This is a genomic window from Blastococcus sp. SYSU D01042, from assembly GCF_054050515.1.
Genome location: NZ_JBJGZM010000002.1, coordinates 134,219 through 155,859, shown reverse-complemented (window position 1 = coordinate 155,859; position 21,641 = coordinate 134,219). Strand labels below are relative to the sequence as shown.

General features: G+C 75.3%; 24 protein-coding genes and 1 tRNA gene. 7 read left to right on the top strand and 18 right to left on the bottom strand.

Annotated features, from left to right (window positions below; translation table 11 throughout):
- Positions 1–22: 22 nt before the first annotated feature.
- The 6 genes from ACI79H_RS04905 to ACI79H_RS04880 form a co-directional block, all read right to left on the bottom strand.
- On the bottom strand, positions 23–355 hold the full coding sequence (locus tag ACI79H_RS04905) for a cytidine deaminase (RefSeq protein ID WP_456553256.1): 333 nt from the start codon (positions 353–355) through the stop codon (positions 23–25).
- Positions 356–361: 6 nt separating this feature from the next.
- Entirely contained in the window at positions 362–1,717 is a 1,356-nt protein-coding gene (locus tag ACI79H_RS04900) for a hemolysin family protein (RefSeq protein WP_456553255.1), read from the bottom strand.
- Positions 1,714–2,211, bottom strand: coding sequence for an rRNA maturation RNase YbeY (gene ybeY, locus ACI79H_RS04895; RefSeq protein WP_456553254.1), 498 nt, complete (start codon positions 2,209–2,211; stop codon positions 1,714–1,716). Before ybeY ends, ACI79H_RS04900 begins: the two co-directional genes overlap by 4 nt.
- A gap of 5 nt (positions 2,212–2,216) precedes the next feature.
- Positions 2,217–3,359, bottom strand: coding sequence for a PhoH family protein (locus ACI79H_RS04890; RefSeq protein ID WP_456553253.1), 1,143 nt, complete (start codon positions 3,357–3,359; stop codon positions 2,217–2,219).
- An 89-nt stretch (positions 3,360–3,448) separates the two neighbouring features.
- A complete protein-coding gene (locus ACI79H_RS04885) occupies positions 3,449–4,273 on the bottom strand; it encodes an enoyl-CoA hydratase/isomerase family protein (RefSeq protein WP_456553252.1) in 825 nt (274 codons plus the stop codon).
- Positions 4,274–4,298: 25 nt separating this feature from the next.
- Positions 4,299–4,658, bottom strand: coding sequence for a histidine triad nucleotide-binding protein (locus tag ACI79H_RS04880; protein ID WP_456553251.1), 360 nt, complete (start codon positions 4,656–4,658; stop codon positions 4,299–4,301).
- Between the two features lie 124 nt (positions 4,659–4,782).
- Between ACI79H_RS04880 and ACI79H_RS04875 the strand changes: the two genes are divergently transcribed.
- Together ACI79H_RS04875 and ACI79H_RS04870 are read left to right on the top strand one after the other, a co-directional pair.
- Entirely contained in the window at positions 4,783–7,002 is a 2,220-nt protein-coding gene (locus ACI79H_RS04875; RefSeq protein ID WP_456553250.1) for a carbon starvation CstA family protein, read from the top strand.
- Positions 6,999–7,187 (top strand): YbdD/YjiX family protein, encoded by a 189-nt coding sequence (locus ACI79H_RS04870; protein ID WP_456553249.1) that lies wholly within the window; start codon positions 6,999–7,001, stop codon positions 7,185–7,187. Before ACI79H_RS04875 ends, ACI79H_RS04870 begins: the two co-directional genes overlap by 4 nt.
- On the opposite strand, the gene ACI79H_RS04865 is transcribed toward ACI79H_RS04870, so the two are convergent.
- From ACI79H_RS04865 to hrcA, 3 genes are read right to left on the bottom strand one after another with little or no spacing between them, the layout of a single operon-like run.
- Positions 7,188–7,946: a 16S rRNA (uracil(1498)-N(3))-methyltransferase gene (locus ACI79H_RS04865; RefSeq protein WP_456553248.1), complete on the bottom strand. Its 759-nt coding sequence runs from the start codon at positions 7,944–7,946 to the stop codon at positions 7,188–7,190. It lies immediately after the preceding gene.
- A gap of 7 nt (positions 7,947–7,953) precedes the next feature.
- A complete protein-coding gene (dnaJ, locus tag ACI79H_RS04860; protein WP_456553247.1) occupies positions 7,954–9,087 on the bottom strand; it encodes a molecular chaperone DnaJ in 1,134 nt (377 codons plus the stop codon).
- 14 nt (positions 9,088–9,101) lie between these two features.
- Positions 9,102–10,124, bottom strand: coding sequence for a heat-inducible transcriptional repressor HrcA (gene hrcA / locus ACI79H_RS04855; RefSeq protein WP_456553246.1), 1,023 nt, complete (start codon positions 10,122–10,124; stop codon positions 9,102–9,104).
- Here hrcA and ACI79H_RS04850 point away from each other — a divergent pair.
- Positions 10,023–10,709: a type II toxin-antitoxin system VapB family antitoxin gene (locus ACI79H_RS04850; RefSeq protein WP_456553245.1), complete on the top strand. Its 687-nt coding sequence runs from the start codon at positions 10,023–10,025 to the stop codon at positions 10,707–10,709. The genes hrcA and ACI79H_RS04850 overlap by 102 nt on opposite strands.
- A 16-nt stretch (positions 10,710–10,725) precedes the next feature.
- Here the strand turns inward: ACI79H_RS04850 and ACI79H_RS04845 are convergent, their stop codons facing one another.
- The 3 genes from ACI79H_RS04845 to hemW all read right to left on the bottom strand — a co-directional run bounded on the left by ACI79H_RS04845 (position 10,726) and on the right by hemW (position 12,641).
- The gene (locus ACI79H_RS04845) at positions 10,726–11,052 is read right to left on the bottom strand and encodes a TraR/DksA family transcriptional regulator (RefSeq protein ID WP_456553244.1); all 327 of its coding nucleotides are present in this window, start codon (positions 11,050–11,052) and stop codon (positions 10,726–10,728) included.
- An 82-nt stretch (positions 11,053–11,134) separates the two neighbouring features.
- Positions 11,135–11,314 carry a hypothetical protein gene (locus ACI79H_RS04840; RefSeq protein WP_456553243.1) on the bottom strand — a complete coding sequence of 60 codons (180 nt, stop codon included), beginning with the start codon at positions 11,312–11,314 and terminating at the stop codon, positions 11,135–11,137.
- 106 nt (positions 11,315–11,420) lie between these two features.
- On the bottom strand, positions 11,421–12,641 hold the full coding sequence (hemW, locus tag ACI79H_RS04835) for a radical SAM family heme chaperone HemW (RefSeq protein WP_456553242.1): 1,221 nt from the start codon (positions 12,639–12,641) through the stop codon (positions 11,421–11,423).
- Between the two features lie 48 nt (positions 12,642–12,689).
- Between hemW and ACI79H_RS04830 the strand changes: the two genes are divergently transcribed.
- Complete coding sequence (locus tag ACI79H_RS04830) at positions 12,690–13,460, top strand: enoyl-CoA hydratase-related protein (protein ID WP_456553241.1); 771 nt, start codon at positions 12,690–12,692, stop codon at positions 13,458–13,460.
- On the opposite strand, the gene ACI79H_RS04825 is transcribed toward ACI79H_RS04830, so the two are convergent.
- On the bottom strand, positions 13,457–14,113 hold the full coding sequence (locus tag ACI79H_RS04825) for a maleylpyruvate isomerase family mycothiol-dependent enzyme (protein ID WP_456553240.1): 657 nt from the start codon (positions 14,111–14,113) through the stop codon (positions 13,457–13,459). The two genes, ACI79H_RS04830 and ACI79H_RS04825, sit on opposite strands and share 4 nt — an antisense overlap.
- A 78-nt stretch (positions 14,114–14,191) precedes the next feature.
- On the opposite strand from ACI79H_RS04825, the gene ACI79H_RS04820 reads away from it, so the two are divergent.
- On the top strand, positions 14,192–14,644 hold the full coding sequence (locus ACI79H_RS04820; RefSeq protein ID WP_456553239.1) for a MarR family winged helix-turn-helix transcriptional regulator: 453 nt from the start codon (positions 14,192–14,194) through the stop codon (positions 14,642–14,644).
- A 7-nt stretch (positions 14,645–14,651) separates the two neighbouring features.
- Here the strand turns inward: ACI79H_RS04820 and selB are convergent, their stop codons facing one another.
- The 3 genes from selB to ACI79H_RS04805 form a co-directional block, all read right to left on the bottom strand.
- Positions 14,652–16,397, bottom strand: a complete 1,746-nt coding sequence (gene selB, locus ACI79H_RS04815) for a selenocysteine-specific translation elongation factor (RefSeq protein WP_456553238.1) — start codon at positions 16,395–16,397, stop codon at positions 14,652–14,654.
- Positions 16,388–17,719: an L-seryl-tRNA(Sec) selenium transferase gene (gene selA / locus ACI79H_RS04810; RefSeq protein ID WP_456553237.1), complete on the bottom strand. Its 1,332-nt coding sequence runs from the start codon at positions 17,717–17,719 to the stop codon at positions 16,388–16,390. Before selA ends, selB begins: the two co-directional genes overlap by 10 nt.
- 28 nt (positions 17,720–17,747) lie before the next feature.
- Positions 17,748–17,843, bottom strand: a tRNA-OTHER gene (locus ACI79H_RS04805).
- 62 nt (positions 17,844–17,905) lie between these two features.
- On the opposite strand from ACI79H_RS04805, the gene ACI79H_RS04800 reads away from it, so the two are divergent.
- Complete coding sequence (locus ACI79H_RS04800; RefSeq protein WP_456553236.1) at positions 17,906–18,244, top strand: hypothetical protein; 339 nt, start codon at positions 17,906–17,908, stop codon at positions 18,242–18,244.
- Here ACI79H_RS04800 and ACI79H_RS04795 read toward each other — a convergent pair.
- Positions 18,241–19,599 (bottom strand): flavin monoamine oxidase family protein, encoded by a 1,359-nt coding sequence (locus ACI79H_RS04795; protein ID WP_456553235.1) that lies wholly within the window; start codon positions 19,597–19,599, stop codon positions 18,241–18,243. The two genes, ACI79H_RS04800 and ACI79H_RS04795, sit on opposite strands and share 4 nt — an antisense overlap.
- A gap of 112 nt (positions 19,600–19,711) precedes the next feature.
- Here ACI79H_RS04795 and selD point away from each other — a divergent pair, with 112 nt between their 5' ends.
- Positions 19,712–20,719 (top strand): selenide, water dikinase SelD, encoded by a 1,008-nt coding sequence (gene selD, locus ACI79H_RS04790; protein ID WP_456553234.1) that lies wholly within the window; start codon positions 19,712–19,714, stop codon positions 20,717–20,719.
- A gap of 3 nt (positions 20,720–20,722) precedes the next feature.
- Here selD and ACI79H_RS04785 read toward each other — a convergent pair whose 3' ends face one another.
- Positions 20,723–21,571 (bottom strand): patatin-like phospholipase family protein, encoded by an 849-nt coding sequence (locus tag ACI79H_RS04785; RefSeq protein WP_456553233.1) that lies wholly within the window; start codon positions 21,569–21,571, stop codon positions 20,723–20,725.
- Between the last annotated feature and the right edge of the window lie 70 nt (positions 21,572–21,641).

Here is a 21,641-nt window from a genome sequence, read left to right as displayed (position 1 = left end):
AGTCTCCCACCGACCACCGACGTCAGAGCGACAGGCGCAGGGTCCCGTCGGGGCCGGCGAGGTGCACGGGGGCCGACGGCGTCAGGTCGCGGACGGCAGCCAGGCCCTCCTGCTCCACCGCGTCGGCCTCGGACACGATGACCGCGGCCTCGAGCCCCTCCACCCCGCTGGAGACGGCGGCGGCGACCGCGGCCTGCAGCGCCGACAGCTTCAGCGACGGCAGCCCCACGCTCGCGGCGACGTAGGTGCGCCCGTCGGTGTCGCGGACGGCCGCCCCCTCGGCGGCACCGGTGCGGGCGCGGGCGGAGCGGGCGAGGGTGACGAGCTTGGCGTCCTCGGGCTGGAGTTCAGGCACGGTGACCTAGCTTTCCACCGCGGCCGGCTCCTCGTACCGGGTGGCCCCCTTCGCCGTCGGCGCGCCCGTCTCGTCGGCGTCCTCGTCCGCCTGCTCCTCGACCCGGCAGACGAGCATCGTGTCGACCCGGTTGCGCCGTCCGCCGGTGCTCTCGGCGACCAGCCGGAGCCCGCCGATCTCGGCCGACGAGCCCTCGATGGGCACCAGGCCGAGCTCGCGGGCGAGCAGCCCGCCGACGGTCTCGACGTCGTCGTCCTCGGGCAGCTCGACGCCGAACAACTGGGCGAGGTCCTCCACGGGCAGCCGGGCGGTGACCCGCATCGAGCCGTCGGGCAGCTCCTCGACCGGCGGCCGCTGGATGGCGTCGTGCTCGTCGGCGATCTCGCCCACGATCTCCTCGAGGATGTCCTCGATGGTGACCAGGCCCGCGAAGCCGCCGTACTCGTCGACGACGATCGCGATGTGGATGCGCTGGGCCTGCATGTCACGCAGCAGCTCGTCGACCGGCTTGGACTCCGGCACGAACGACGCCGTGCGCATCAGCTCCTCGACGCGCGGGCCGCGGTTGTCCGCCGAGTTCTGCGACCGGCGGACGAGGTCCTTGAGGTACACCACCCCGACGACGTCGTCGACGTTCTCGCCGATCACCGGGATGCGGCTGAAGCCGCTGCGCAGCGCCAGGGCCAGCGCCTGCCGCACGGTCTTGGTGCGCTCGATGTAGACGACGTCGGTGCGCGGCACCATGACCTCGCGGGCGATGGTGTCGCCGAGCTCGAACACCGAGTGGATCATGTTCCGCTCGCCGGACTCGACGACGCCGCGCTCCTCGGCCATGTCGACCAGCTCGCGCAGCTCGACCTCGGAGGAGAACGGGCCGTCGCGGAAGCCGCGGCCCGGCGTGATCATGTTGCCGACGAGGATGAGCAGCGTGGCGACGGGGCCGAGCACCCGGCCGAGCATCTTCACCACGCCGGCGGTCGCCAGCGCCACCGAGTAGGCGTGCTGCCGGCCCAGGGTGCGGGGGCCGACGCCCACCAGCACGTAGCTGACGACGGTGAGCACGCCAGCGGCGGTGAGGAAGGTGCGCCAGCCGCCGCCCCACGCGTCGTAGAGCAGGACGGTGGCGAGCACCGCGGCGATCATCTCGCAGGCGATGCGCAGCAGGAGCAGCAGCGCCACGTGCCGCGCTCGGTCGACCACGACCGCCTCGAGTGCGGCCGCGCGCTTGGCGCCCTCGCGCCGGAGCTCCTCGACGCGGGCCTTGGACACCCGCTGCAGCGCGGCGTCCATGGCCCCGAAGAGCCCCGCGAGGGGCACGAGCAGGCAGGCGATCACCAGCAGGACGATCGCGCTGGAGCTCATCGCGGGTCCTGCTCCTGCGCCGCGCCGGTCACCGGTTGTCGCGGAGCCGAGCGCCAGCCCTCGATGAGCTGCGACTGGAGACCGAACATCTCCTTCTCCTCGTCGGGCTCCATGTGGTCGTAGCCGAGCAGGTGCAGCACCCCGTGGGTGGCCAGCAGCACCAGCTCGTCGTCCATGGAGTGCCCGGCGGCGCGCGCCTGGCGGACGGCGACCGCGGGGCAGAGGACGACGTCACCGAGCAGCGCCGGACCCGGGTCGGGGTCGTCGGGGCGGGCGGTGTCCAGCTCGTCCATGGGGAAGGCCAGGACGTCGGTCGGCCCCTTCTCCCCCATCCAGCGCTCGTGCAGGCTGCTCATGTACTCGACGTCCACGCAGAGCACCGACAGCTCGGCCATGGGGTTGACCTTCATCTCGCCGAGCACGAAGCGGCAGATGCCGGCCAGCTCCGCCTCGTCGACGGCGATCTCGGACTCGTTGGAGACCTCGACGGGCACGGCGGTCAGCTCCCCTGCCGGCGCGGCCGGGCCGGTCGGGCCGGCGCGGGCGCGCCCGGCCGCGTCGTGGTGGGCTGCCGGGAGGCGTCGTAGCGCTCGTAGGCGTCGACGATGTCGCCGACCAGCCGGTGCCGGACGACGTCGGTGCTGGTCAGGTTGGCGAAGTGCACGTCCTCGACCCCGTCGAGGATCTCCCGCACGATCTTGAGCCCGCTCTGGGCGCCGCCGGGCAGGTCGACCTGGGTGACGTCGCCGGTCACGACGATCTTCGAGCCGAACCCGAGCCGGGTCAGGAACATCTTCATCTGCTCGGCGGTGGTGTTCTGCGCCTCGTCGAGGATCACGAACGCGTCGTTCAGGGTCCGGCCGCGCATGTAGGCCAGCGGGGCCACCTCGATCGTGCCGGAGGCCATGAGCCGCGGGATCGACTCCGGGTCGACCATGTCGTGCAGCGCGTCGTACAGCGGCCGCAGGTAGGGGTCGATCTTCTCGCTGAGCGTGCCGGGCAGGTAGCCCAGCCGCTCGCCGGCCTCGACCGCCGGGCGGGTGAGGATGATCCGGTTGACCTGCTTGGTCTGGAGCGCCTGCACCGCCTTGGCCATGGCCAGGTAGGTCTTGCCGGTACCGGCCGGGCCGATGCCGAAGACGATGGTGTGCTGGTCGATCGCGTCGACGTAGCGCTTCTGGTTGAGCGTCTTGGGCCGGATCGTGCGGCCGCGGCGGCTGATGATGTCGAGGCTCAGCACGTCGGCGGGCCGCTCGGACCCACCGCCCTTGAGCATCGCGATCACCCGGCGCACGGAGTCCGGCCGCAGCTGCTGGCCGGTGCCGATCAGCGCGATGAGCTCGTCGAAGACGCGGACGGCGAAGGCGTTGTCGGCCGGCTGCCCGGTCACGGTGATCTCGTTGCCGCGCACGTGCACGTCGGCCTCGACGTCGGCCTCGACCAGGCGCAGCAGCTCGTCGGCGGAGCCGAGCAGCGCGACCATGGGGACCGAGTCGGGGACCGCGATGGTGGCGCGGACGGCGGCCGGCCGGCTCGAGGCGTCGGTGTCGGACGCGGTGCCGTCCACGGCGGCGGCCTGAGCCGAGGCCTCACGGGACGTGGGGGCGCCCTCGACGGGGACGTTCGGGGAGGTGTCGGGCAAGAACCCTCGACCCTGCCTTCCTGGCTGGGAGTTCGGACCGCTCGATGCTACCCGTGCTCGGCACCCCGAACCCCGGTCCGAGTGCGAGGTCACCGCCCCGAGTAGGTCGCCTTCCCCGGACCGTCGGCGAGGAAGGACCGCACGGCGCCCCGCAGGTCCTCGCTGGCGAACAGCGCGCCGGAGACCTCGGGCACCAGCGCGTCCGCGGCCCGGGCGCCCTCCCGCACCGACGTGGCGACCAGCCGCTTGGTCGCGGCGTGCGCGAGGGTGGGCCCGGCGGCGACCTGCCGGGCGTAGCCGCGGGCGGCCTCGGAGAACCCCTCGTCGGGCAGGACCCGGTTGACGACGTTCCACCGCTCCAGCACCGCGGCCGGGTAGCGCTCGCCGGTGTAGACCAGCTCGCGGGCGCGCGCCGCGCCGGCCCGCTCGGCCAGCCGCTGCGGCCCACCCATCGACGGCGTCAGCCCGACGACGATCTCCACCAGCCCGAACGAGGCCTTCTCGGCGGCCAGCAGGATGTCGCAGGCCAGGGAGAGCTCGAAGGCTGCGGTCAGGGTGAGCCCGTGCGCGGCGAAGACCGTGGGCACGGGCAGGTCCTCGACCGTCTGCGCGACCCGCAGCAGCTGCGCCCACAGCTCGCCGCCGCGGGCCACCGGCTCGGGGCCCTCGGCGATGTCGCGGAAGAAGGTGACGTCGACCCCACCCGAGACGACCTTGCCGCGGGCCTCGAACAGCACCGCCCGGGCACGGTCGGGCCGCTGCGGGTCGGTGAGCCCGACGAGCTGGCCGACCGCGGCGTCCAGCGCCTGGAAGACCGCGGGCGTGAACAGGTTCAGCGGCGGGTTGTCGAGGACGACGACGGCGACGTCGCCGTCCCGCTCGATGCGGACGGGCGCGGGGGTCTGCTCGGTCACCGACCGATCCTCGCAGGCGGAGGGATCAGCCGGGTGGCCAGCTCAAGCCGCGGCCGCCGAGGACGTGCAGGTGCACGTGCTGCACGGTCTGCCCCGCCTGCGGGCCGGTGTTGGCCACCAGCCGGTAGCCGGGCTCCGCGCCGTCGCCGGCGACCAGGCCCTCCTGGCGCGCGACCGCGTGCGCGCCGGCGACGACGTCGCCGAGCAGCGCCGGGTCGGCCTCGGCGAGGCCGCCGACGGTGGCGTGGTGCTCCTTGGGGATGACGAGCACGTGGGTGGGCGCCTGGGGGTTGATGTCGCGGAAGGCCAGCACCCGGTCGGTCTGGTGGACGACGTCGGCGGGGATCTCCCCGGCGACCATGCGGCAGAACAGGCAGTCGGACACGGTGCGCACCCTATGGGCGGGGCGGGCACACCTTCCAGCGCGCCGGAACCCTCCCGGCTCCCTAGGCTCGAGGGCGTAACCGACGGGGGCCGGCGACGGAGCCGGTGTCGGGACGGAGGACGCCATGTCCGGGACCCTCACCGCGGGTAGCTCGCCGAGCGGCCGCTCCCCCGCGCCACCGGCCGGCCGCCGGATGTCGCCCGCCCAGATCGGGATCTGGGCGCTGGTCGCCGCCGTCGGCGCGGTGTGCTGGGCGGTGCTGGCGCTGGCGCGCGGCGAGAGCATCTCGGCGCTGTGGATCCTCTTCGCCGCGCTGTGCTCCTACGCCATCGCCTACCGCTTCTACGCGAAGTTCATCGTGCGCCGCGTGCTCGAGGCGGACGACACCCGCGCGACGCCGGCCGAACGGCTGGAGAACGGCGTCGACTTCGACGTCACCGACCGCCGGGTGCTGTTCGGCCACCACTTCGCCGCGATCGCCGGCGCCGGGCCGCTGGTCGGGCCGGTGCTGGCCGCCCAGATGGGCTACCTGCCCGGCACGATCTGGATCATCGTCGGCGTCATCTTCGCCGGGGCCGTCCAGGACCTGACGGTGCTGTTCTTCTCCATGCGCCGCAACGGCAAGAGCCTGGGCCAGATGGTGCGCGAGGAGATCGGCCTGGTCGGCGGGATCGCCGCCCTGATCGCCGTCTTCGCGATCATGATCATCATCCTGGCGGTGCTGGCGCTGATCGTGGTCAACGCGCTGGCCGAGTCGCCGTGGGGCGTCTTCTCCATCGCGCTGACCATCCCGATCGCGCTGTTCATGGGCGTCTACCTGCGCGTGCTGCGGCCCGGGCGGGTGCTCGAGGCCACCGGCATCGGCGTCGTCCTGCTGCTGCTGGCGATCATCGGCGGCGGCTGGATCGACGACACCGGGCTGGGCGAGGCGCTCACGCTGTCCCGCGAGTGGCTGGTCCTCGCGCTGGTGGTCTACGGCTTCGTCGCCTCGGTGCTGCCGGTCTGGCTGCTGCTCACCCCGCGCGACTACCTGTCGACCTTCATGAAGATCGGCGTCATCGTCCTGCTCGCCGTCGGGCTGCTGATCGCCCGCCCGGTCCTGCAGGCCGACGCGGTCACCGAGTTCGCCCGCGAGGGCACCGGGCCCGTGTTCGCCGGCTCGCTGTTCCCCTTCGTCTTCATCACCATCGCCTGCGGCGCGCTGTCGGGCTTCCACGCGCTGATCTCCTCGGGGACGACGCCGAAGATGGTCGCCAAGGAGAACCAGGTCCGCCTCATCGGCTACGGCGGCATGCTGATGGAGTCCTTCGTCGCGATCAGCGCGCTGATCGCCGCCTGCGTCATCGACCAAGGGCTGTACTTCGCGATGAACGCCCCGGCCGGCGTGACCGGCGGTGACCCGGGCTCGGCGGCAGCCTTCGTCGGCGGACTGGGCTTCCCGACGTCGGCCGAGGACCTGGCCGCGGCGTCGGCGGCGGTGCAGGAGCCCAGCCTGATCTCGCGCACCGGTGGCGCGCCGACCCTCGCCGTCGGCATCTCGCAGGTGTTCAGCGACGCGTTCGGCGGCAACCTGCAGGCGTTCTGGTACCACTTCGCGATCATGTTCGAGGCGCTGTTCATCCTCACGGCCGTCGACGCCGGCACCCGCGTCGGGCGGTTCATGCTGCAGGACACGATCGGCAACGTCTGGAAGAAGTTCGGGGACCTCTCCTGGCGGCCGGGCAACGTCATCGCCAGCGCCGTCGTCGTCGGGCTGTGGGGCTACGTGCTCTACGTCGGCGTCACCGACCCGCTGGGCGGGGTCAACCAGCTCTTCCCGCTGTTCGGCATCGCCAACCAGCTGCTGGCGGCGATCGCGCTGACGTTGGTCACGGTGCTGCTCATCAAGCACGGGAAGCTGCGCTACGCCTGGGTGACGGCGGTGCCGCTGGTGTGGGACCTGGTGGTCACCATGACCGCGAGCTGGCAGAAGGTCTTCTCCGGCGATCCCGCGGTCGGGTACTTCGCGCAGCGCCGGCGCTACGCCGACGCCCGGGCCGCCGGGGAGCTGCTCGCGCCTGCGACCGACCGCGGGCAGATGGACCAGGTCGTCTTCAACTCCACGCTCAACGGCATCCTGCAGGCGGCCTTCGCGGTGCTCGTGGTCGTGGTGGTCGTGAACGCGGTGGTGGTGATCGCCCGCGCGATCCGCACCCGCGGTGCGCTGCCGACGACCGAGGAGCCGCACACGGCCTCGCGGCTGGTCGAGCCCGCCGGCTTCTTCCCGACGGCGGAGGAGAAGCGGGCCCGGGACGGGCGGCTGGTGGGCGCCGGGGCCGGCCGCACCGAGGCGGAGGAGCAGTGAGCGCCGCGGTGGTCCGGGCGTGGCGGAGCCTCCGCTGGTACCTGCGCGAGTTCACCGGCGAGGCGCGCTGGGACCGCTACCTCGAGCACTGCGCCGCGCACGGGCACGAGCCGATGACCCGACGGGAGTTCGAGCGCCGCCGGTCCGACGCGTTGGAGGCGAACCCGGTGAGCCGCTGCTGCTGATCAGCTCCAGCGGGTGCGGGCGCTCAGCGCGGCCAGCGCCGCGGCGCCGGCGGTGGAGGTGCGCAGCACCTCCGGGCCCAGGCGGACCGGCTCGGCGCCGGCGGCGCGGAAGGCCACCACCTCGCCGTCGGTGAGCCCGCCCTCGGGGCCGACGACGACGGCGACGACGCCGCTGTCCGGCACGGTCAGCCCGGCCATCGGGCGGCGCGCCTGCTCGTGCAGCACCACGGCGAGGTCGGCGTCGGCGAGCAGGCCGCAGACCTCCCGGGTGGACATCGGCTCGGTCACCTCGGGGACCCGCGGCCGGCGGGACTGCTTGCTCGCCGCCCGCGCGGCAGCGCGCCACTTCGCCACACCCTTGGCCACCCGGTCGTCCCGCCAGCGGGTCACGCAGCGCGCCGCCGCCCACGGGACGATGCGGTCCACGCCGAGCTCGGTGGCGAGGTCCACGGCCAGCGGGCCGCGGTCACCCTTGGGCAGGGCCTGCACCAGGACGAACTCCGGCTGCGGCGCCGGCACCTCGAACCGGGCGCTGATGGCGACCCGCAGCCCCCGTGGCCCGGCCGCGACGACCGAGCCCTCGGCCACCGCGCCGCGCCCGTCGCCGACGCGCACCGTCTCCCCCGGCTCCAGGCGCAGCACGTCCACGGCGTGCCGGCCCTCGGCGCCGTCGACGAGGAGTTCGTCCCCGGCCGGGAGGGCGTCGAGCAGGAAGAGGGGTGCCCCGTCGAGGTCGGGGACGCCGGCGTCGGTCGTCACGGCCGGATCAGCGCCCGTGGAAGGCGTCGCGGACGCGGGAGAACAGCCCGCCCTGCGCCTCGCGGTTGGACTCCGGCCGGTCCTCCCCGCGCAGCGCGGCCAGCTCCCGCATCAGCTTCTCCTGCTCGGCGTCGAGCTTGGTGGGCGTGACCACGTCGACGTGCACGACGAGGTTGCCCCGGCCGGTGGCCCGCAGCCGGGGGGCGCCGTGCGCGCGCAGGGTGAGCACGCTGCCGGACTGGGTGCCGGCGGCGATGTCGAGCTCCTCCTCGCCGTCGAGGGTCTTGAGGTTGAGCGTGGTGCCCAGCGCCGCGGAGGTCATCGGCAGCGTGACGCGGCAGTGCAGGTCCTCGCCGTCGCGGGTGAACACGTCGTGCGGCCGCTCGTGCACCTCGACGTAGAGGTCGCCGGCCGGGCCGCCGCCGGGGCCGACCTCGCCCTGGCCGGTGAGCCGGATGCGCATGCCGTCCTCGACGCCCGCGGGCACCTTGACCGAGATGGTGCGGCGGGAGCGGACGCGGCCGTCGCCGGCGCACTTGGAGCACGGCTCGGGGATGACCTGCCCGGTGCCCGAGCAGGTGGGGCAGGGGCGGCTGGTCATGACCTGGCCGAGGAAGCTGCGCTGGACGCTCTGCACCTCACCGCGGCCCGAGCAGGTGGTGCACGTGGTCACGTGGGTGCCGGGCGCGGTGCCGGCCCCGGAGCACAGGTCGCAGAGCACCGCGGTGTCGACGGTCAGCTCCTTGACGGTGCCGAACACCGACTCGTCGAGCTCGAGCTCGATCGGGATGAGCGCGTCCCGGCCGGCCCGGGTGCGGCCGCGCGGCCCGCGGGTGGTCGCCCCGCCGAAGAACGCGTCCATGATGTCGCCCAGGCCGCCGCCGAAGCCGGCGCCGCCGAACCCGTTGCCGCCTCCACCGCCGGTGTCGAACGGGTCGCCGCCGAGGTCGACGATGCGGCGCTTCTCGGGGTCGGTCAGCGCCTCGTAGGCACGGGTGACCTCCTGGAAGCGCTCCTTGGCCTCGGGGTCGGGGTTGACGTCCGGGTGCAGGTCCCGGGCCAGCCGCCGGTAGGCGCGCTTGATGTCGGAGTCGCTGGCCTCGCGGGACAGGCCCAGGACGCCGAAGTAGTCGGTTGCCATCGAGAAGTTCGTCCTCAGCTCTCGGCCAGGATCTGGCCGACGTAGCGGGCCACGGCGCGGACCGCGGCCATGTTCGTGGGGTAGTCCATGCGGGTCGGGCCGACGACGCCGAGCCCGCCCAGCGCCCGGTCGTGGGAGCCGTAGCCGACGGTGACCAGCGAGGCGCCGGTCAGCGCCTCGTGGGCGTTCTCCTCGCCGATGCGGACCAGCACGGTGCCGGCGTCGACCTCGCTGATCAGCCGGAGCACCACGACCTGCTCCTCCAGCGCCTCCAGCAGCGGGCTGACGGTGCCGTGGAAGTCCAGCGCGTTGCCGCGGGCGAGGTTCGCCGTGCCCCCGATGACCAGGCGGTCCTCCCCGGGCTCGACGAGGGTCTCCAGCAGGGTCGCGCTCACCGTGGCGACCAGCCCGCGCAGGTGCGGCGGCGCCGTCTCCAGCAGGTCGGGCACCTTGTCGCCGGCCTCGGTGAGCTTCACGCCGGTGAAGGCGGAGTTGAGCAGGGTGCGGAGCTCGGCGACGGCCCCGGCGTCGGTGTCGACCGGGCAGTCGACGACCCGCTGCTCCACCCGTCCGGTGTCGGTGATCAGCACCAGCATCAGGCGGGCCGCCGCCACCTGCACCACCTCGAGGTGGCGCACGGCGCTGCGGGACAGCGTCGGGTACTGCACGACGGCCACCTGACGGGTCAGCTGGGCGAGCAGCCGGACGGTGCGGCCGAGGACGTCGTGCAGGTCGACGGCACCGTCGAGGAACCGCTCGATCGCCCGCCGCTCCGCCACCGACAGCGGCTTGACCGCCGACAGCCGGTCGACGAAGAGCCGGTAGCCCTTGTCGGTGGGCACCCGGCCGGCGCTGGTGTGCGGCTGGGTGATGTAGCCCTGCTCCTCCAGGACCGCCATGTCGTTGCGGATGGTGGCCGGGGAGACGCCCAGGTCGTGCCGGTCGGCCAGCGCCTTGCTGCCCACCGGGTCGTTGGTCGAGACGTAGTCCTGGACGATCGCGCGAAGAACCTCCAGGCGGCGTTCGTCGTGCGCCACGAGACACCTCCCCGTACCGGTCGACCCGCCGCGCGGTACCCGGCCGGGCACCGCCCCGGCTGGCACTCGCACGGCCGGAGTGCCAACCCAGCATACGACCGGCGGCGGCCTCCGTCGCGTGGCTCGCGGCACGCGGCCCCGCCTACGCCCCGGCCGATAGGGTGGGGTCCGTCGGCGCCCGGGCGGACACGGAGCGGAGGTCGTCCCCTGATCTTCAAGGCTGTGCGAGACGGGCGCCCCTACCCCGACCACGGGCTGTCGACCCGGGACTGGGCGATGATCCCGCCGCGTCAGGTGCGCATGGACACCCTGACGACGACGAAGCGGCAGCTGGCGCTGGACACCCTGCTCGCCGATGACTCGACCTTCTACGGGGACCTCTTCCCGCACGCGGTGCAGTGGCGCGGCGAGCTCTACCTGGAGGACGGCCTGCACCGGGCGCTGCGCGCGGCGCTCCAGCAGCGCAACGTCATCCACGTGCGGGTGCTGGACCTGGATGCGCTCAGCCCCGTCCAGCCGGCCGTCGGCCCGTCCACGGCCGCCATCCCGGCGCAGCCCCCGGTGCCCGGCCCCCGTCGGGACTGAGCACCGGGAGCGTGCCTCAGCGCCGGTCGGTGCAGGCGACGCAGGTGCTGGTGCGCGGGCGCAGCTCGAGCCGCTCCTCGGGGATGCTCGCGGAGCAGTGCGCGCAGGTGCCGTAGGTACCGGCCGCGATCCGCTCCAGGGCGGCGTCGATCTCGCTGATCGCGTCGGAGAGGGAGGCGCTGCGCCGCAGCGCGACGGGGTCGGGCACGGACTGGGCGCACTCGGCGAGGGCGTCCTCGCGCTGGCGCACGCAGTCGGCGCGCTGCTCCTCGAGCAGCGTGCGGAAGGCCTCCCAGCGGGAGTCGCCGGCCGGCAGGTCGCGGGTGTCGAGCGTGGTGGTCATGGGATGTCCTCGGGGTATGCGGGAGGACGCGGTCACCCGTCGGGTGCGCGTCAGGAAGGGGGTTCGGCGACTCGGGAGCGAGTCAGTCGGCCTGCGGCGGGGCCCTGTCCTGGCTGCGGCGGAGGACGTCGAGTCCTCGCAGCCCTCGGGCCCGGCGGTTCATCGCCAGGGCCAGCAGCATGCCGCCGGACAGCGCCGGGGTGGCGTGCGCCGGGAGGCCCGGCGGGGAGCTCGCGGCCGTGCGGGACGTGCACGCGTCCACCGTCGACCACCCCCTCGCCCGCCCGGCTCCGTTGCCGGCGGTGCTGCCCGGAAGTGGGCCACCCTAGCCCAGCGGCCCCCGTCCCGGACCCGTTTTTCCCGCGGGCTCAGTCGGTCAGGTCGCGGACCAGGGCGTCGGCGAGCAACCGGCCCGGGTCGGTGAGGACGGCGCGTCCGGCCGCGTGCGCGGCGCCGTCGAGCAGTCCCCGGTCGACGGCGTCGGCGGCCCGGCGGCGGCCGAGGTCGGACAGCAGCTCCAGCGGCAGACCCTCGCGGAGCCGCAGCCCCAGCATGACCGTCTCCAGCGCCCGGTCGTCGTCGTCGAGCAGCTCGGCGTCGGCGTGCGGGCTCTCGCCGCGGGTCAGCCGGTCGGCGTAGGCCGCCGGGTGCTTGACGTTCCACCAGCGCATCCCGCCCACGTGGCTGTGCGCGCCGGGGCCGATCCCCCACCAGTTGGCGTTGGCCCAGTACAGCTCGTTGTGCCGGCACCGGGCGGCGTCCGAGGTCGCCCAGTTGGAGACCTCGTACCAGTCGAAGCCGGCGCGGCGCAGCGTGCTGTCGGCCTGCTCGTAGCGGTCGGCCAGCACGTCGTCGTCCGGCACGGGCAGCTCGCCGCGGCTGATCCGCCGGGCCAGCCGGGTGCCGTCCTCGACGATCAGGGCGTAGGCGCTGACGTGGTCGACCGGCGAGGCGAGGACGGCGCCGAGCGAGGCGGCCCAGTCGGCGTCGCTCTCGCCCGGCGTGCCGTAGATGAGGTCCAGGTTGACGTGCTCGAAGCCGGCCGCACGGGCGTCGTGCGCCGCCTGCACCGCCCGGCCGGGGGTGTGCCGGCGGTCCAGGACGGCGAGGACGTGCTCGGCCGCGGACTGCATGCCCAGGCTCACCCGGGTGAAGCCGGCCTCGCGCAGCGAGGTGAGGTAGCCGCGATCCACGGTCTCGGGGTTGGCCTCGGTGGTGACCTCCACGTCGGCGGCCACGGGGAAGAGCCGGTGCACCTCGGCGAGGACGGCGGCCAGGTCGGCGGCCGGCAGCAGCGTCGGGGTGCCGCCGCCGACGAACACCGTCGAGACCGTCGGCAGGTCCGGCCCCAGGGTCCGGGCGGCGCGGCGCAGCTCGTCGATCGCCGTCCCGGCGTACTCGGCGCGGTTCGCGCCGGGCCCGAGCTCATCGGAGGTGTAGGTGTTGAAGTCGCAGTAGCCGCAGCGGGTCGCGCAGAACGGCACGTGCACGTAGAGGCCGAACGGCGTGCTCGCCAGCCCCTCGCGCGCGGACTCCGGCAGCTCGAGCGGCGGGACGGCGCGCTCGACCACGGGCAGGACGGTGTTCATCTGCTCCCAGTGTGCCGCGCCGGCGGCCGGCCGCGGCAGGATGCGGCTGTGACCCACGACCGAGTGATGCAGGTGACCGTGTCCGCGGGCGTCGCGACGCTGACCCTCGACTCCCCGGCGAACCGCAACGCGCTGTCCGCCGCGATGCGGGCGCAGCTGCGGACGGCGCTCACCGCGGCACTGGCCGACGACGCGGTGCGGGTGATCGTGCTCGACCACACCGGCCGGGTGTTCTGCTCCGGCATGGACCTGGCCGAGGCGGCCGGTGGCGCGGCCGGCGACCAGGGCGTCCTCGAGTTCCCCGAGCTGCTGCAGCTCCTCTGGTCCTCGAGCAAGCCGGTCGTCGCGGCCGTCCGCGGGCCGGCGCGCGCCGGCGGGGTGGGCCTGGCCGCGGCGTGCGACGTCGTCGTCGCGGCGTCGTCGGCGACGTTCGCCTTCTCCGAGGTGCGGCTGGGCCTGGTGCCGGCGGTGATCTCGGCCGTCGTGCTGCCGCGGATGACCCCGCACGTGGCGCACCGCCTCATGCTCACCGGCGAGGTGTTCGACGCCGGGACCGCCGCCGGCGGTGGCCTGGTCGACCTCGTGGCGGCCGACGACGAGCTCGACGCCGTGCTCGCCGGGCAGCTGGCCGCGCTCGCCGCGGGGGCGCCGACCGCGCTGGCCGAGACCAAGCGGCTGCTGCGCTCCCGGCAGCCGGACCTGGACTTCGCCGACCTGCTGCAGCTGTCCGCCCGGTTCTTCGCCGGCGAGGAGGGCCAGGAGGGCATCGCGGCGTTCCGGGGGAAGCGCCCCGCGCGGTGGGTGCCGGCGGAGGGCTAGCGGAGAGCGGCGGCTCCGGGGCCGGTCAGCCGTCCCGCGACCGCGGGGATCCGGCCGGTGAGCAGCAGCAGGAGCGCCTCGATCGGCCCTTCGACGAGGTCACCCGCGCCGGCGGTCCAGTCGACGTCGGTCGCGACCAGCCGCCGCCCGGCCAGCCTCTTCCGGGGGGAGAACGTCGTGGACATCGGCCACGGCATGGTCCACACCCGGGTGGCCGCGGTGGCCGCCGCCCCGACCGGCATGGTGCGCGGCCGGCCGAGCGGCACGGCGACGTCCTGCCCGTGCACGAGCACGTCGAGCAGCGGCTCGAGCGGGCGCACGCCCGGAGCGGTGCGCCGGGACCCCGCCATGCCGCGGATCTGCGCGACGAGCTGCCCGGTCGGCAGTGCGGCGTGCCGGACGGCGCTGTCGTGGATCATCCTCTGCAGCCGACCGCCCGCGCGGATCAGGTCGACGGCGGCCCGCCCGGCCCGGGTCTGGGCGAGCGCGAGGTGCGCTGCCACGTCGCGCACCCGCCACCCCGCGCAGAGCGAGGGCTGCTCCCACTCGCCGGCGGTGAGGTCGTCCAGCAGGTCGGCGAGGGCGAGCCGCTCGCTGTCGATCGTCGCCCACACGGCGTCGAGATCCATCGTCGGCATCGGCGTCGGTCCCATGGGGACCTCCTCGGCAACTAGTACGATGATCGGACCAGATTAGTTCGGTCGTCTGACCATCGTCAAGGAGTCCTCCGCGTGGCAGAACCTCTCCGCGAAGCGGACGAGCTCAACATCGGCGTCCTGCTGTTCGTGGCGCACCGGGCGATGGAGAACCGCATCTTCGCGGCCCTGGCCGAGGCCGGCTTCGACGACTTCACGCTCGCCCAGGCGCGGGTGATGCAGCGGATCGGGCCCGAGGGCACCCGGCTCACCGAGCTCGCCGAGGCCGCGCAGGTGACCAAGCAGACCGCCAGCCACCTCGTCGACCAGCTCGAGCGCACCGGCTACGTGCGCCGGACCCCCGATCCGAGCGACGCGCGCGCCCGCCTGGTCCGGCTGGCCGAGCGCGGCACCGCCGCCCAGCCGGTGGCCGCGGCGGTCGTCGCCGAGGTGGAGGCCGAGTGGCGGGCCCACCTCGGCGAGCGCCGCTGGCGGCAGCTGCGCGAGGCGCTCGCCGCCCTGCGGGAGATCACCGACCCCTACCGCTGATCGGCGCTCAGCGGAGCCGGCGGGTGTTGTCCGGCAGCCGGGTGGTGACGCCCCGCGTGTCCAGCCACTCCATGAGCGGGACGGCGACCCGGCGGGTGGTCCCCCAGGCCTGGCGGGCCTGGCTCACGGTGAACGGCTCGGGCAGGCCGGCGAGCCGTGCACGCGCGACCTCGGCGATGCCGGGCGCCAGGTAGACGCCGTCGGCGATGCGGACCAGCTGCCCGCTGCGCACGGCCGCGGCGAGCTCCCGCGGGCCGAGGGCGGCAGCCGCCAGCTCGGGCACCTCGGGCGCGGCGAACGGGTCCGCGACCAGCCGGGCACGCACCGCGTCGACGGCGCGCTGCACGGCGGGCGGTAGCTCGGCGGCGTCGTCGACCACCCGGCCGTCGCGCAGGGCCAGCGGCGCGCGCACCAGCGCGGGGACCAGCTCGACCCCCGGCAGTTCCAGCGCCCGGCGCACGACCTCGACCGGCGGTCCGGGCTCCAGCGGGCGCAGCGCCCGGTAGCGCGCGACGACGTCGGGCAGGCGGGCGGCGAGGGCGTCGGCCAGCCCGGGCGCGAGCAGCCACGGCCCGCGCTCCTCGGCGTCGCCGGGCACGGTCCAGCCCATCGCGGTGAAGTCCGCCGTGCGCACGATGCGTCGCCGGGCGAGCTCGGCGGCCGCGTCCGCCGCACCGGCCGGCCGCGCGCTCAGCTCCGCGGCGCGCCGGCGGGCGGCACCGCGCCGGCGCAGCTCCGGTGGGTCGACGTCCCGGACGTCGGCGCCCAGCACCAGCCGGGTGCCGGGGTCGCGCAGCAGCAGCCGGTCGCCTACCCGCAGCGGCAGCGCGGCGTCCAGCCGCAGCCGCACGGCACTGCCGTCCAGCGGGCGCAGCCGCGCCCCGACCGTCGCCGAGCCCACGTGCACGACCGGCTCGGCCGGCAGCCGGCCCTCGGGGACGCCGGACAGCGTCACGTCCACCTCCGCGGTGCTCCGGAAGGCACCCGGGGTGAGCAGGGCGTCCCCGCGGGAGATCTCCTCGACCCCGACGCCGCGCAGGTTGAGGGCGACCCGTGCGGTGGCGAACGCCCGGTCCACGGGGCGGCCGAGGGACTGCACACCCCGGACGACGACGTCCCGGTCCCCCAGCCGCAGCCGGTCCTCCGGCGCCACCGTGCCCGCGGCCAGCGTGCCGGTGACCACGGTCCCGGCGCCCTTGATGGTGAAGGCGCGGTCGATCCAGAGGCGGACGGGCGCATCGGCGTCGGGCGCGGGGAGGCCGCCCAGCAGCCGCTCCAGCGCGGTGCCGAGCTCCGGCATCCCGGCACCGGTGAGGGCACTGACCGCGACCGCGGGGACGCCACCCATCGAGGTGCCGGCCAGCCGCTCCGTGGCGTCGGCGAGCACCGGGCCGGGATCGGCGAGGTCGGACTTGGTGACGGCGAGCAGCGCGTGCCGCACGCCCAGGGCGTCGAGGACCGCGACGTGCTCGGCGGTCTGCGCCGACCAGCCGTCGTCGGCGGCCACCACGAGCAGCGCAGCCGGCACCGAGCCGATCCCGGCGAGCATGTTGCCGACGAACCGCTCGTGCCCGGGGACGTCGACGACCGCGACCGTGCGGCCCGTGGGCAGCTCGGTCCAGGCGAAGCCGAGGTCGATGGTCAGCCCGCGGCGGCGCTCCTCGGCCCAACGGTCGGGCTCCATCCCGGTGAGCGCCCGCACCAGGGCGGACTTGCCGTGGTCGACGTGCCCCGCCGTGGCGATCACGTCCACCGCCGGGCCACCTCCAGCACCGAGTCGGCCAGGGCGTCGTCGTCGACCGGGAGCAGGCTCCGCAGGTTGAGCAGCGTCCGGCCGTCCTCGAGGTAGCCGACCACCGGCACGGCACCCAGGCGCAGCGGCTCGGCGAAGGCACCGGGTAGCGAGACGGCGACGCCGGGCAGCGGGTGCTCCGGCGCCCCACCCCCGCCGACGCGGGCGGGTGCGTCCACGACCTGCGCGTCGATCCCCGCCGCGGCCAGCCTCCGGGTGACGGCGTCGGCTCGCGAGCGGAGGTCGGCGGGGGTGGCCGCGAGCAGCTGCTGGACCGGCGGCAGCGGCCCGCGCAGGGTCGCCTCCAGGGCGGCCAGGGTCGTCTTGTCCACCCGCAGGGCCCGGTAGAGGGGGTGGCGGCGCAGCCGCTGCACCAGCTGGGCCCGACCGAGCACCAGCCCGGCCTGCGGACCGCCGAGCAGCTTGTCGCCGCTGGCCAGCACCAGGTCGGCACCGGCGGCCAGGGTGGACTGCAGGTCCGGCTCGTCGGGCAGCAGGGGGTGCGGGCGGAGCAGCCCCGAGCCGACGTCGGCGACCAGCGGGACACCGGTGCCAGCGAGCGCCCCGGCCAGCTCGTCGACCCCCACGGCTCGGGTGAACCCGCGGACGACGAAGTTCGAGGGGTGCACCTTGAGCACCGCGCCGGTGTCGGGCGAGAGCGCGGCGGTGTAGTCCTCGACGGTGACGCGGTTCGTCGTCCCCACCTCGCGCAGCCGGGCGCCGGTGGACTGCAGCAGCTCGGGGATGCGGAAGCCGTCGCCGATCTCGACCAGCTCGCCGCGGGCCAGGACGAGCTCGCGGCCCTGGCCCAGCGCGGTGGCGACCAGCGCCAGCGCGGCGGCGCAGTTGCCGACCACGAGCGCGGCCTCGGCGGCGGGGACGGCGTCGAGCAGGGCGCCGAGCGCCGCCTCCCCGCGCGGACCGCGGCGACCGGTGCGCAGGTCCAGCTCGACGTCGGTGGTGCCGGCCGCGGCCGCGATCGCCTCCACCGCGGCGGGCGACAGCGGCGCCCGGCCCAGGTTGGTGTGCACGACCACCCCGGTGGCGTTCAGCACCGGCCGGAGGCTGCCCGCCGTCGGCGGCAGGGCGGCGAGGACGGCGGCGACCGCGTCCGCGGGGGCGACCTCCCCCGCCCGGATCCGCCCTTGCACCTGCTGGACGGCGTCCTTGACCAGCGCCCGGCCCAGCCGCTGCACGGCGGCGAGCACCGGCGGCGCGGCCAGCAGCGCGTCGGTGCGGGGCACCGCGCGCCGCGGGTCGTCGGTGCGGGCGTCGTGGGACATCGCCCGCAGCGTAGGGGGGCGGAGGTGGTGGCGGAGGCGGACGGGAATCGAACCCGCCTGACCGAGCTGCTCGGTCACGTCGGCTTTAGAGGCCGCGGGGGCCACCAGACACCCTGACGCCTCCGCCGCGCAGCCTACGTGCCGGTCCGCCGAGAAGTGTCGGAGGTCGCTGCCAGCATCCGCGACGTGAAGCTCATCGGGTCCCGCACCACCGCGCTCCTGCCGCCCGTCACCCTCTCCCCCGAGGAGGCGGCGGCCGTCGCCGTGGCGCTGGCCGCCCAGCCGCCCGGCCCGTTCGCCGATGCCGGGCGGGCCGCGCTGGAGAAGGTGCTGCTGGCGCTGGAGCCCGATCCGCGCCGGCGGGCGGAACTGCAGGAGGCCGGCCGACGGACCAGCGCCCAGGCCGGCCGGTCCGCCGCCGAGCCGGGGTCGCGGTCGCGGCACCCCGCGGGGCGCGCCCTCCGTGCGGCGCCCGAGGCACCGCAGCCGCCCCGGCTGCGGCTGCTGCCCGGCGGCCGTGCCTAGTCCCGCGGGAGCTGGGTCAGGACCTCGCGTGCCGCCCGGTGCCCCGACTCGACCGCCCCGTCGACGTACCCCATCCAGCGGGTGGCCGTCTCCGTGCCGGCCCAGTGGATGCGGCCCACCGGCTGTCGCAGCTCGGGGCCCAGCTGCGTCCAGGCGCCGGGCGGGAAGTGCGCGCCGTAGCAGCCGCGCGTCCACGGCTCCGCCGACCAGTCCCGGTCGGCGTAGGCCCGTGGGTTGCCGGCCTCGGGCCCGAACGCGCGGAGCAGCACCTCGGTGATGCGGTCGCACCGCTCCTGCTGGGTCTGCCGCCCGAATGCGATGCCGTCGGGGCCCTCGACGAAGCCGGTCAGCACCCCGGGTCCACCTCCCGGCGTCGTCGCGTCGTAGGTGACCGACACCGGGCCCTCCAGGCAGAAGACCGTTCCGCTCAGTCCCCGCTCGCGCCACCACGGCCGCTCGTAGACGACGTGGAACTTGACGACGGATCCGCCGGGCAGCCGCTGGGTGAGCTGGTCGCGCGCCGCGGGGAGGGCGGGCTCGTACGCCAGCCGGCCGGCCAGGGTCGGCGGGACGGCGACGACTGCCCGCCGGGCACGGACCGCTCCGCCGTCGAACTCCGCCTGCACGCCCGTCGCGTCCTGGGACAGCCGGTGGACAGGGGTCCGCAGCCGGAGGACGTCGGTCAGCCCTGCGGCGAGCCGGAGCGCGACCTCCTGGAGACCGCCCACGACGCGGTCCTGCTGGGCGCCGCCCTCGGTGCTCACCAGCGGCGTCCACCCACCGGCGGAGGCGACGTAGAACAGCGTGTGCAGCAGCGAGAGGTTCGCCGGGTCCGTCGCGAACACCGCCCGCACCGTGACGCGCAGCGCCGTCCGGGCGTCCGCGGACGCCATGTGGGCCTGCATCCAGCTGTCCAGCGTGGCGGAGTCCAGCGCCTCGGCATCCGGGGTCCGCCACGGGGCGTCGACGTCCACGGTGCCCGCGAGGGCGTCCAGGGCAGCCATGGCCTCCGCCAGCTCCCGAGCGGCCGCACCGTCGAGCACCTCCACCAGCCCCGCCGTCGTCCGCACCGGCGAGCCGTCCGACCGGATCACCACCTCGTCGCCCGCCGCCGGCTGCGGATACGTCTCGACGCCGAGACCGCTCGCCAGCCTCGCCAGCTCGTGCTGCCCTGGGCCGGCCCACTGGCCGCCGGCCTCCAGTTCCGCGCCGGCCACCCGGACCGTCTCGGTGCGGCCGCCGACCCGGTCGCGGGCTTCGAGCACCCTCACGCTCCGCCCGGCGGCCCGCACGTCCGTGGCGGCCACGAGGCCGGCGAACCCGGCTCCCACGACGAGCACGTCGACCTCGTCCATGACATCTCCTCGAAGCAGTGGTCAGCGGGCTTCCAGCATGGCCCCGACGACCGCGGACCGGCGCCCGCGCTCACGCGGTGCCGGGCGACCCTGCGCCACTACATTCGGGGGCGTGACGACCGCACCTGCGACGATCCGCCTCACCCAGTTCGCGCACGGCGGTGGCTGCGCGTGCAAGATCCCGCCCGGCGAGCTGGAGAGCGTGGTGGCCGGGCTCACCGCGGGCGGCCCGGCCGACCCCGCCGCGGAGCTGGTCATCGGCCTGGACGACGGCGACGACGCCGCGGTCGTGCGGATCGCGGGCGGTCAGGGCCTGGTGCTGACCACCGACTTCTTCACGCCGGTCGTCGACGACGCCTTCACGTTCGGCCGGATCGCCGCGGCCAACGCGCTCTCCGACGTCTACGCGATGGGCGGCACCCCGGTGGTCGCGGTGAACCTGCTGGGCTGGCCGCGCGACGTGCTGCCCGCCGAGCTCGCCGCGGAGGTGCTGCGGGGCGGCCTGGCGGTGGCGCACGAGGCCGGCTGCCACGTGGGCGGCGGGCACTCCATCGACGACCCCGAGCCGAAGTACGGCATGGCCGTGACCGGCGTCGTCGACGTGGACCGGATCATCACCAACTCCGCCGCGGTCGCCGGCACCGCGCTCAGCCTGACCAAGCCGCTGGGTGTCGGCGTGCTGAACAACCGGATGAAGGCCAGCGGGGAGCTGTCGGAGGAGGCGGTCGCCTCCATGACCGCCCTCAACCGCGACGCCGGGCAGGCCGCGGTCGCCGCCGGCATCCGGGCCGGCACCGACGTCACCGGCTTCGGGCTGCTCGGCCACCTCTACAAGATGGCCCGCGCCAGCGGCGTGACGGCCGTGGTCGACGCCGCCGCCGTGCCCTACCTGACCGGGGCCCGCGAGGCGCTGGCCGCCGGCTTCGTCTCCGGCGGGACGCGGCGCAACCTCGACTGGGTGCGCCCGCACACCGACCTGCAGGCGGTGTCCGAGGACGAGGCGCTGCTGCTCGCCGACGCGCAGACCTCCGGCGGGCTGCTGCTGGGCGGCGAGGTGCCCGGCGCCCCGGTCATCGGCGAGTTCGTGCCCCGCGGGGAGCACGTCGTCGTCGTCCGCTGACGTCTAGCCCCAGAAGGCGCGGGCGGCCTCGAGGGTCGCGGCGGCCTGGGCCCGGCCGGCGCGGGCCGAGGGCTCGCGGGTCGCCGGGTCGAGCACGTTGCTGCCGAAGGCCGCGAGGGACGCCTCGTCCGCGGTGACCACGTGCACCTCGGCCTTCCCCTCCTCCTGCAGGATCTCGAGCTCGCGGTCCAGGCCGGGGCCGAGGAGCCCGCCGGGCATCCCGCGCGTCGGGGTGACCACGAGGACCTTCTCGCAACCCGCCGCCAGGTCGGCGTTGGTCACCGAGCGCATGCCGCCGTCCATGAGCCGGCGGTCGCCCACCGTGACCGGCGGCCAGACGCCCGGGACGGCGCAGCTGGCGGTCACGGCGTCGAGCAGCCGCACCCCGGAGGACGCGTCGAAGGGCAGGAACTCGCCGTCCGCGGTGTCGACGGCGGTGATGACGAGCCGGGCGGTGGGCCACTCCGGGTCGCCGATGCGGCCCTCGATGATGGCGCGCCGCTGGGCCTCGGGCACCGAGTCCACGGTGAGCGCGAGCGCACCCAGGCGGGCCCGGGCGTCCTGCTCGCCGGTGTTGCCCTTCATCGCCTCGGCGAACGCGGCCATGGTGGAGACGCCGTCGAACTCCACCTTCAGCTCACCTTTGGGCGGGAGGAGCTGGCGCTCGTACAGCGACTGGATCTCCTCGCCGAGGCGCAGCTGCGCGCCCACGACCGAGCCGGCCGACGTGCCCACGACCAGATCGGCGGCGCGGACGTCGACGCCCTCGGCGGCCCAGCCGCTGAGCAGGCCCAGCTCCCAGGCGATACCGGCGACGCCGCCGCCACCGAGAACGAGTGCACGTGTCGCCATGGCAGACCTCTTGACGCCGATCGGGTGAGTCAGGCCACAGGCTAGGGGCGGGGTCAACCACCCGCGTCGC

What these genes read in the sequence shown, in the direction of transcription:
- ACI79H_RS04900 (WP_456553255.1), bottom strand. Translation starts at nt 1,717, where the DNA reads ATGAGCTCCAGCGCGATCGTCCTGCTGGTGATCGCCTGCCTGCTCGTG.
- ACI79H_RS04875 (WP_456553250.1), top strand. Translation starts at nt 4,783, where the DNA reads ATGTCCGGGACCCTCACCGCGGGTAGCTCGCCGAGCGGCCGCTCCCCC.
- dnaJ (WP_456553247.1), bottom strand. Translation starts at nt 9,087, where the DNA reads ATGGCAACCGACTACTTCGGCGTCCTGGGCCTGTCCCGCGAGGCCAGC.
- ACI79H_RS04845 (WP_456553244.1), bottom strand. Translation starts at nt 11,052, where the DNA reads ATGACCACCACGCTCGACACCCGCGACCTGCCGGCCGGCGACTCCCGC.
- hemW (WP_456553242.1), bottom strand. Translation starts at nt 12,641, where the DNA reads ATGAACACCGTCCTGCCCGTGGTCGAGCGCGCCGTCCCGCCGCTCGAG.
- ACI79H_RS04825 (WP_456553240.1), bottom strand. Translation starts at nt 14,113, where the DNA reads ATGGGACCGACGCCGATGCCGACGATGGATCTCGACGCCGTGTGGGCG.
- selA (WP_456553237.1), bottom strand. Translation starts at nt 17,719, where the DNA reads ATGTCCCACGACGCCCGCACCGACGACCCGCGGCGCGCGGTGCCCCGC.
- ACI79H_RS04795 (WP_456553235.1), bottom strand. Translation starts at nt 19,599, where the DNA reads ATGGACGAGGTCGACGTGCTCGTCGTGGGAGCCGGGTTCGCCGGCCTC.
- ACI79H_RS04785 (WP_456553233.1), bottom strand. Translation starts at nt 21,571, where the DNA reads ATGGCGACACGTGCACTCGTTCTCGGTGGCGGCGGCGTCGCCGGTATC.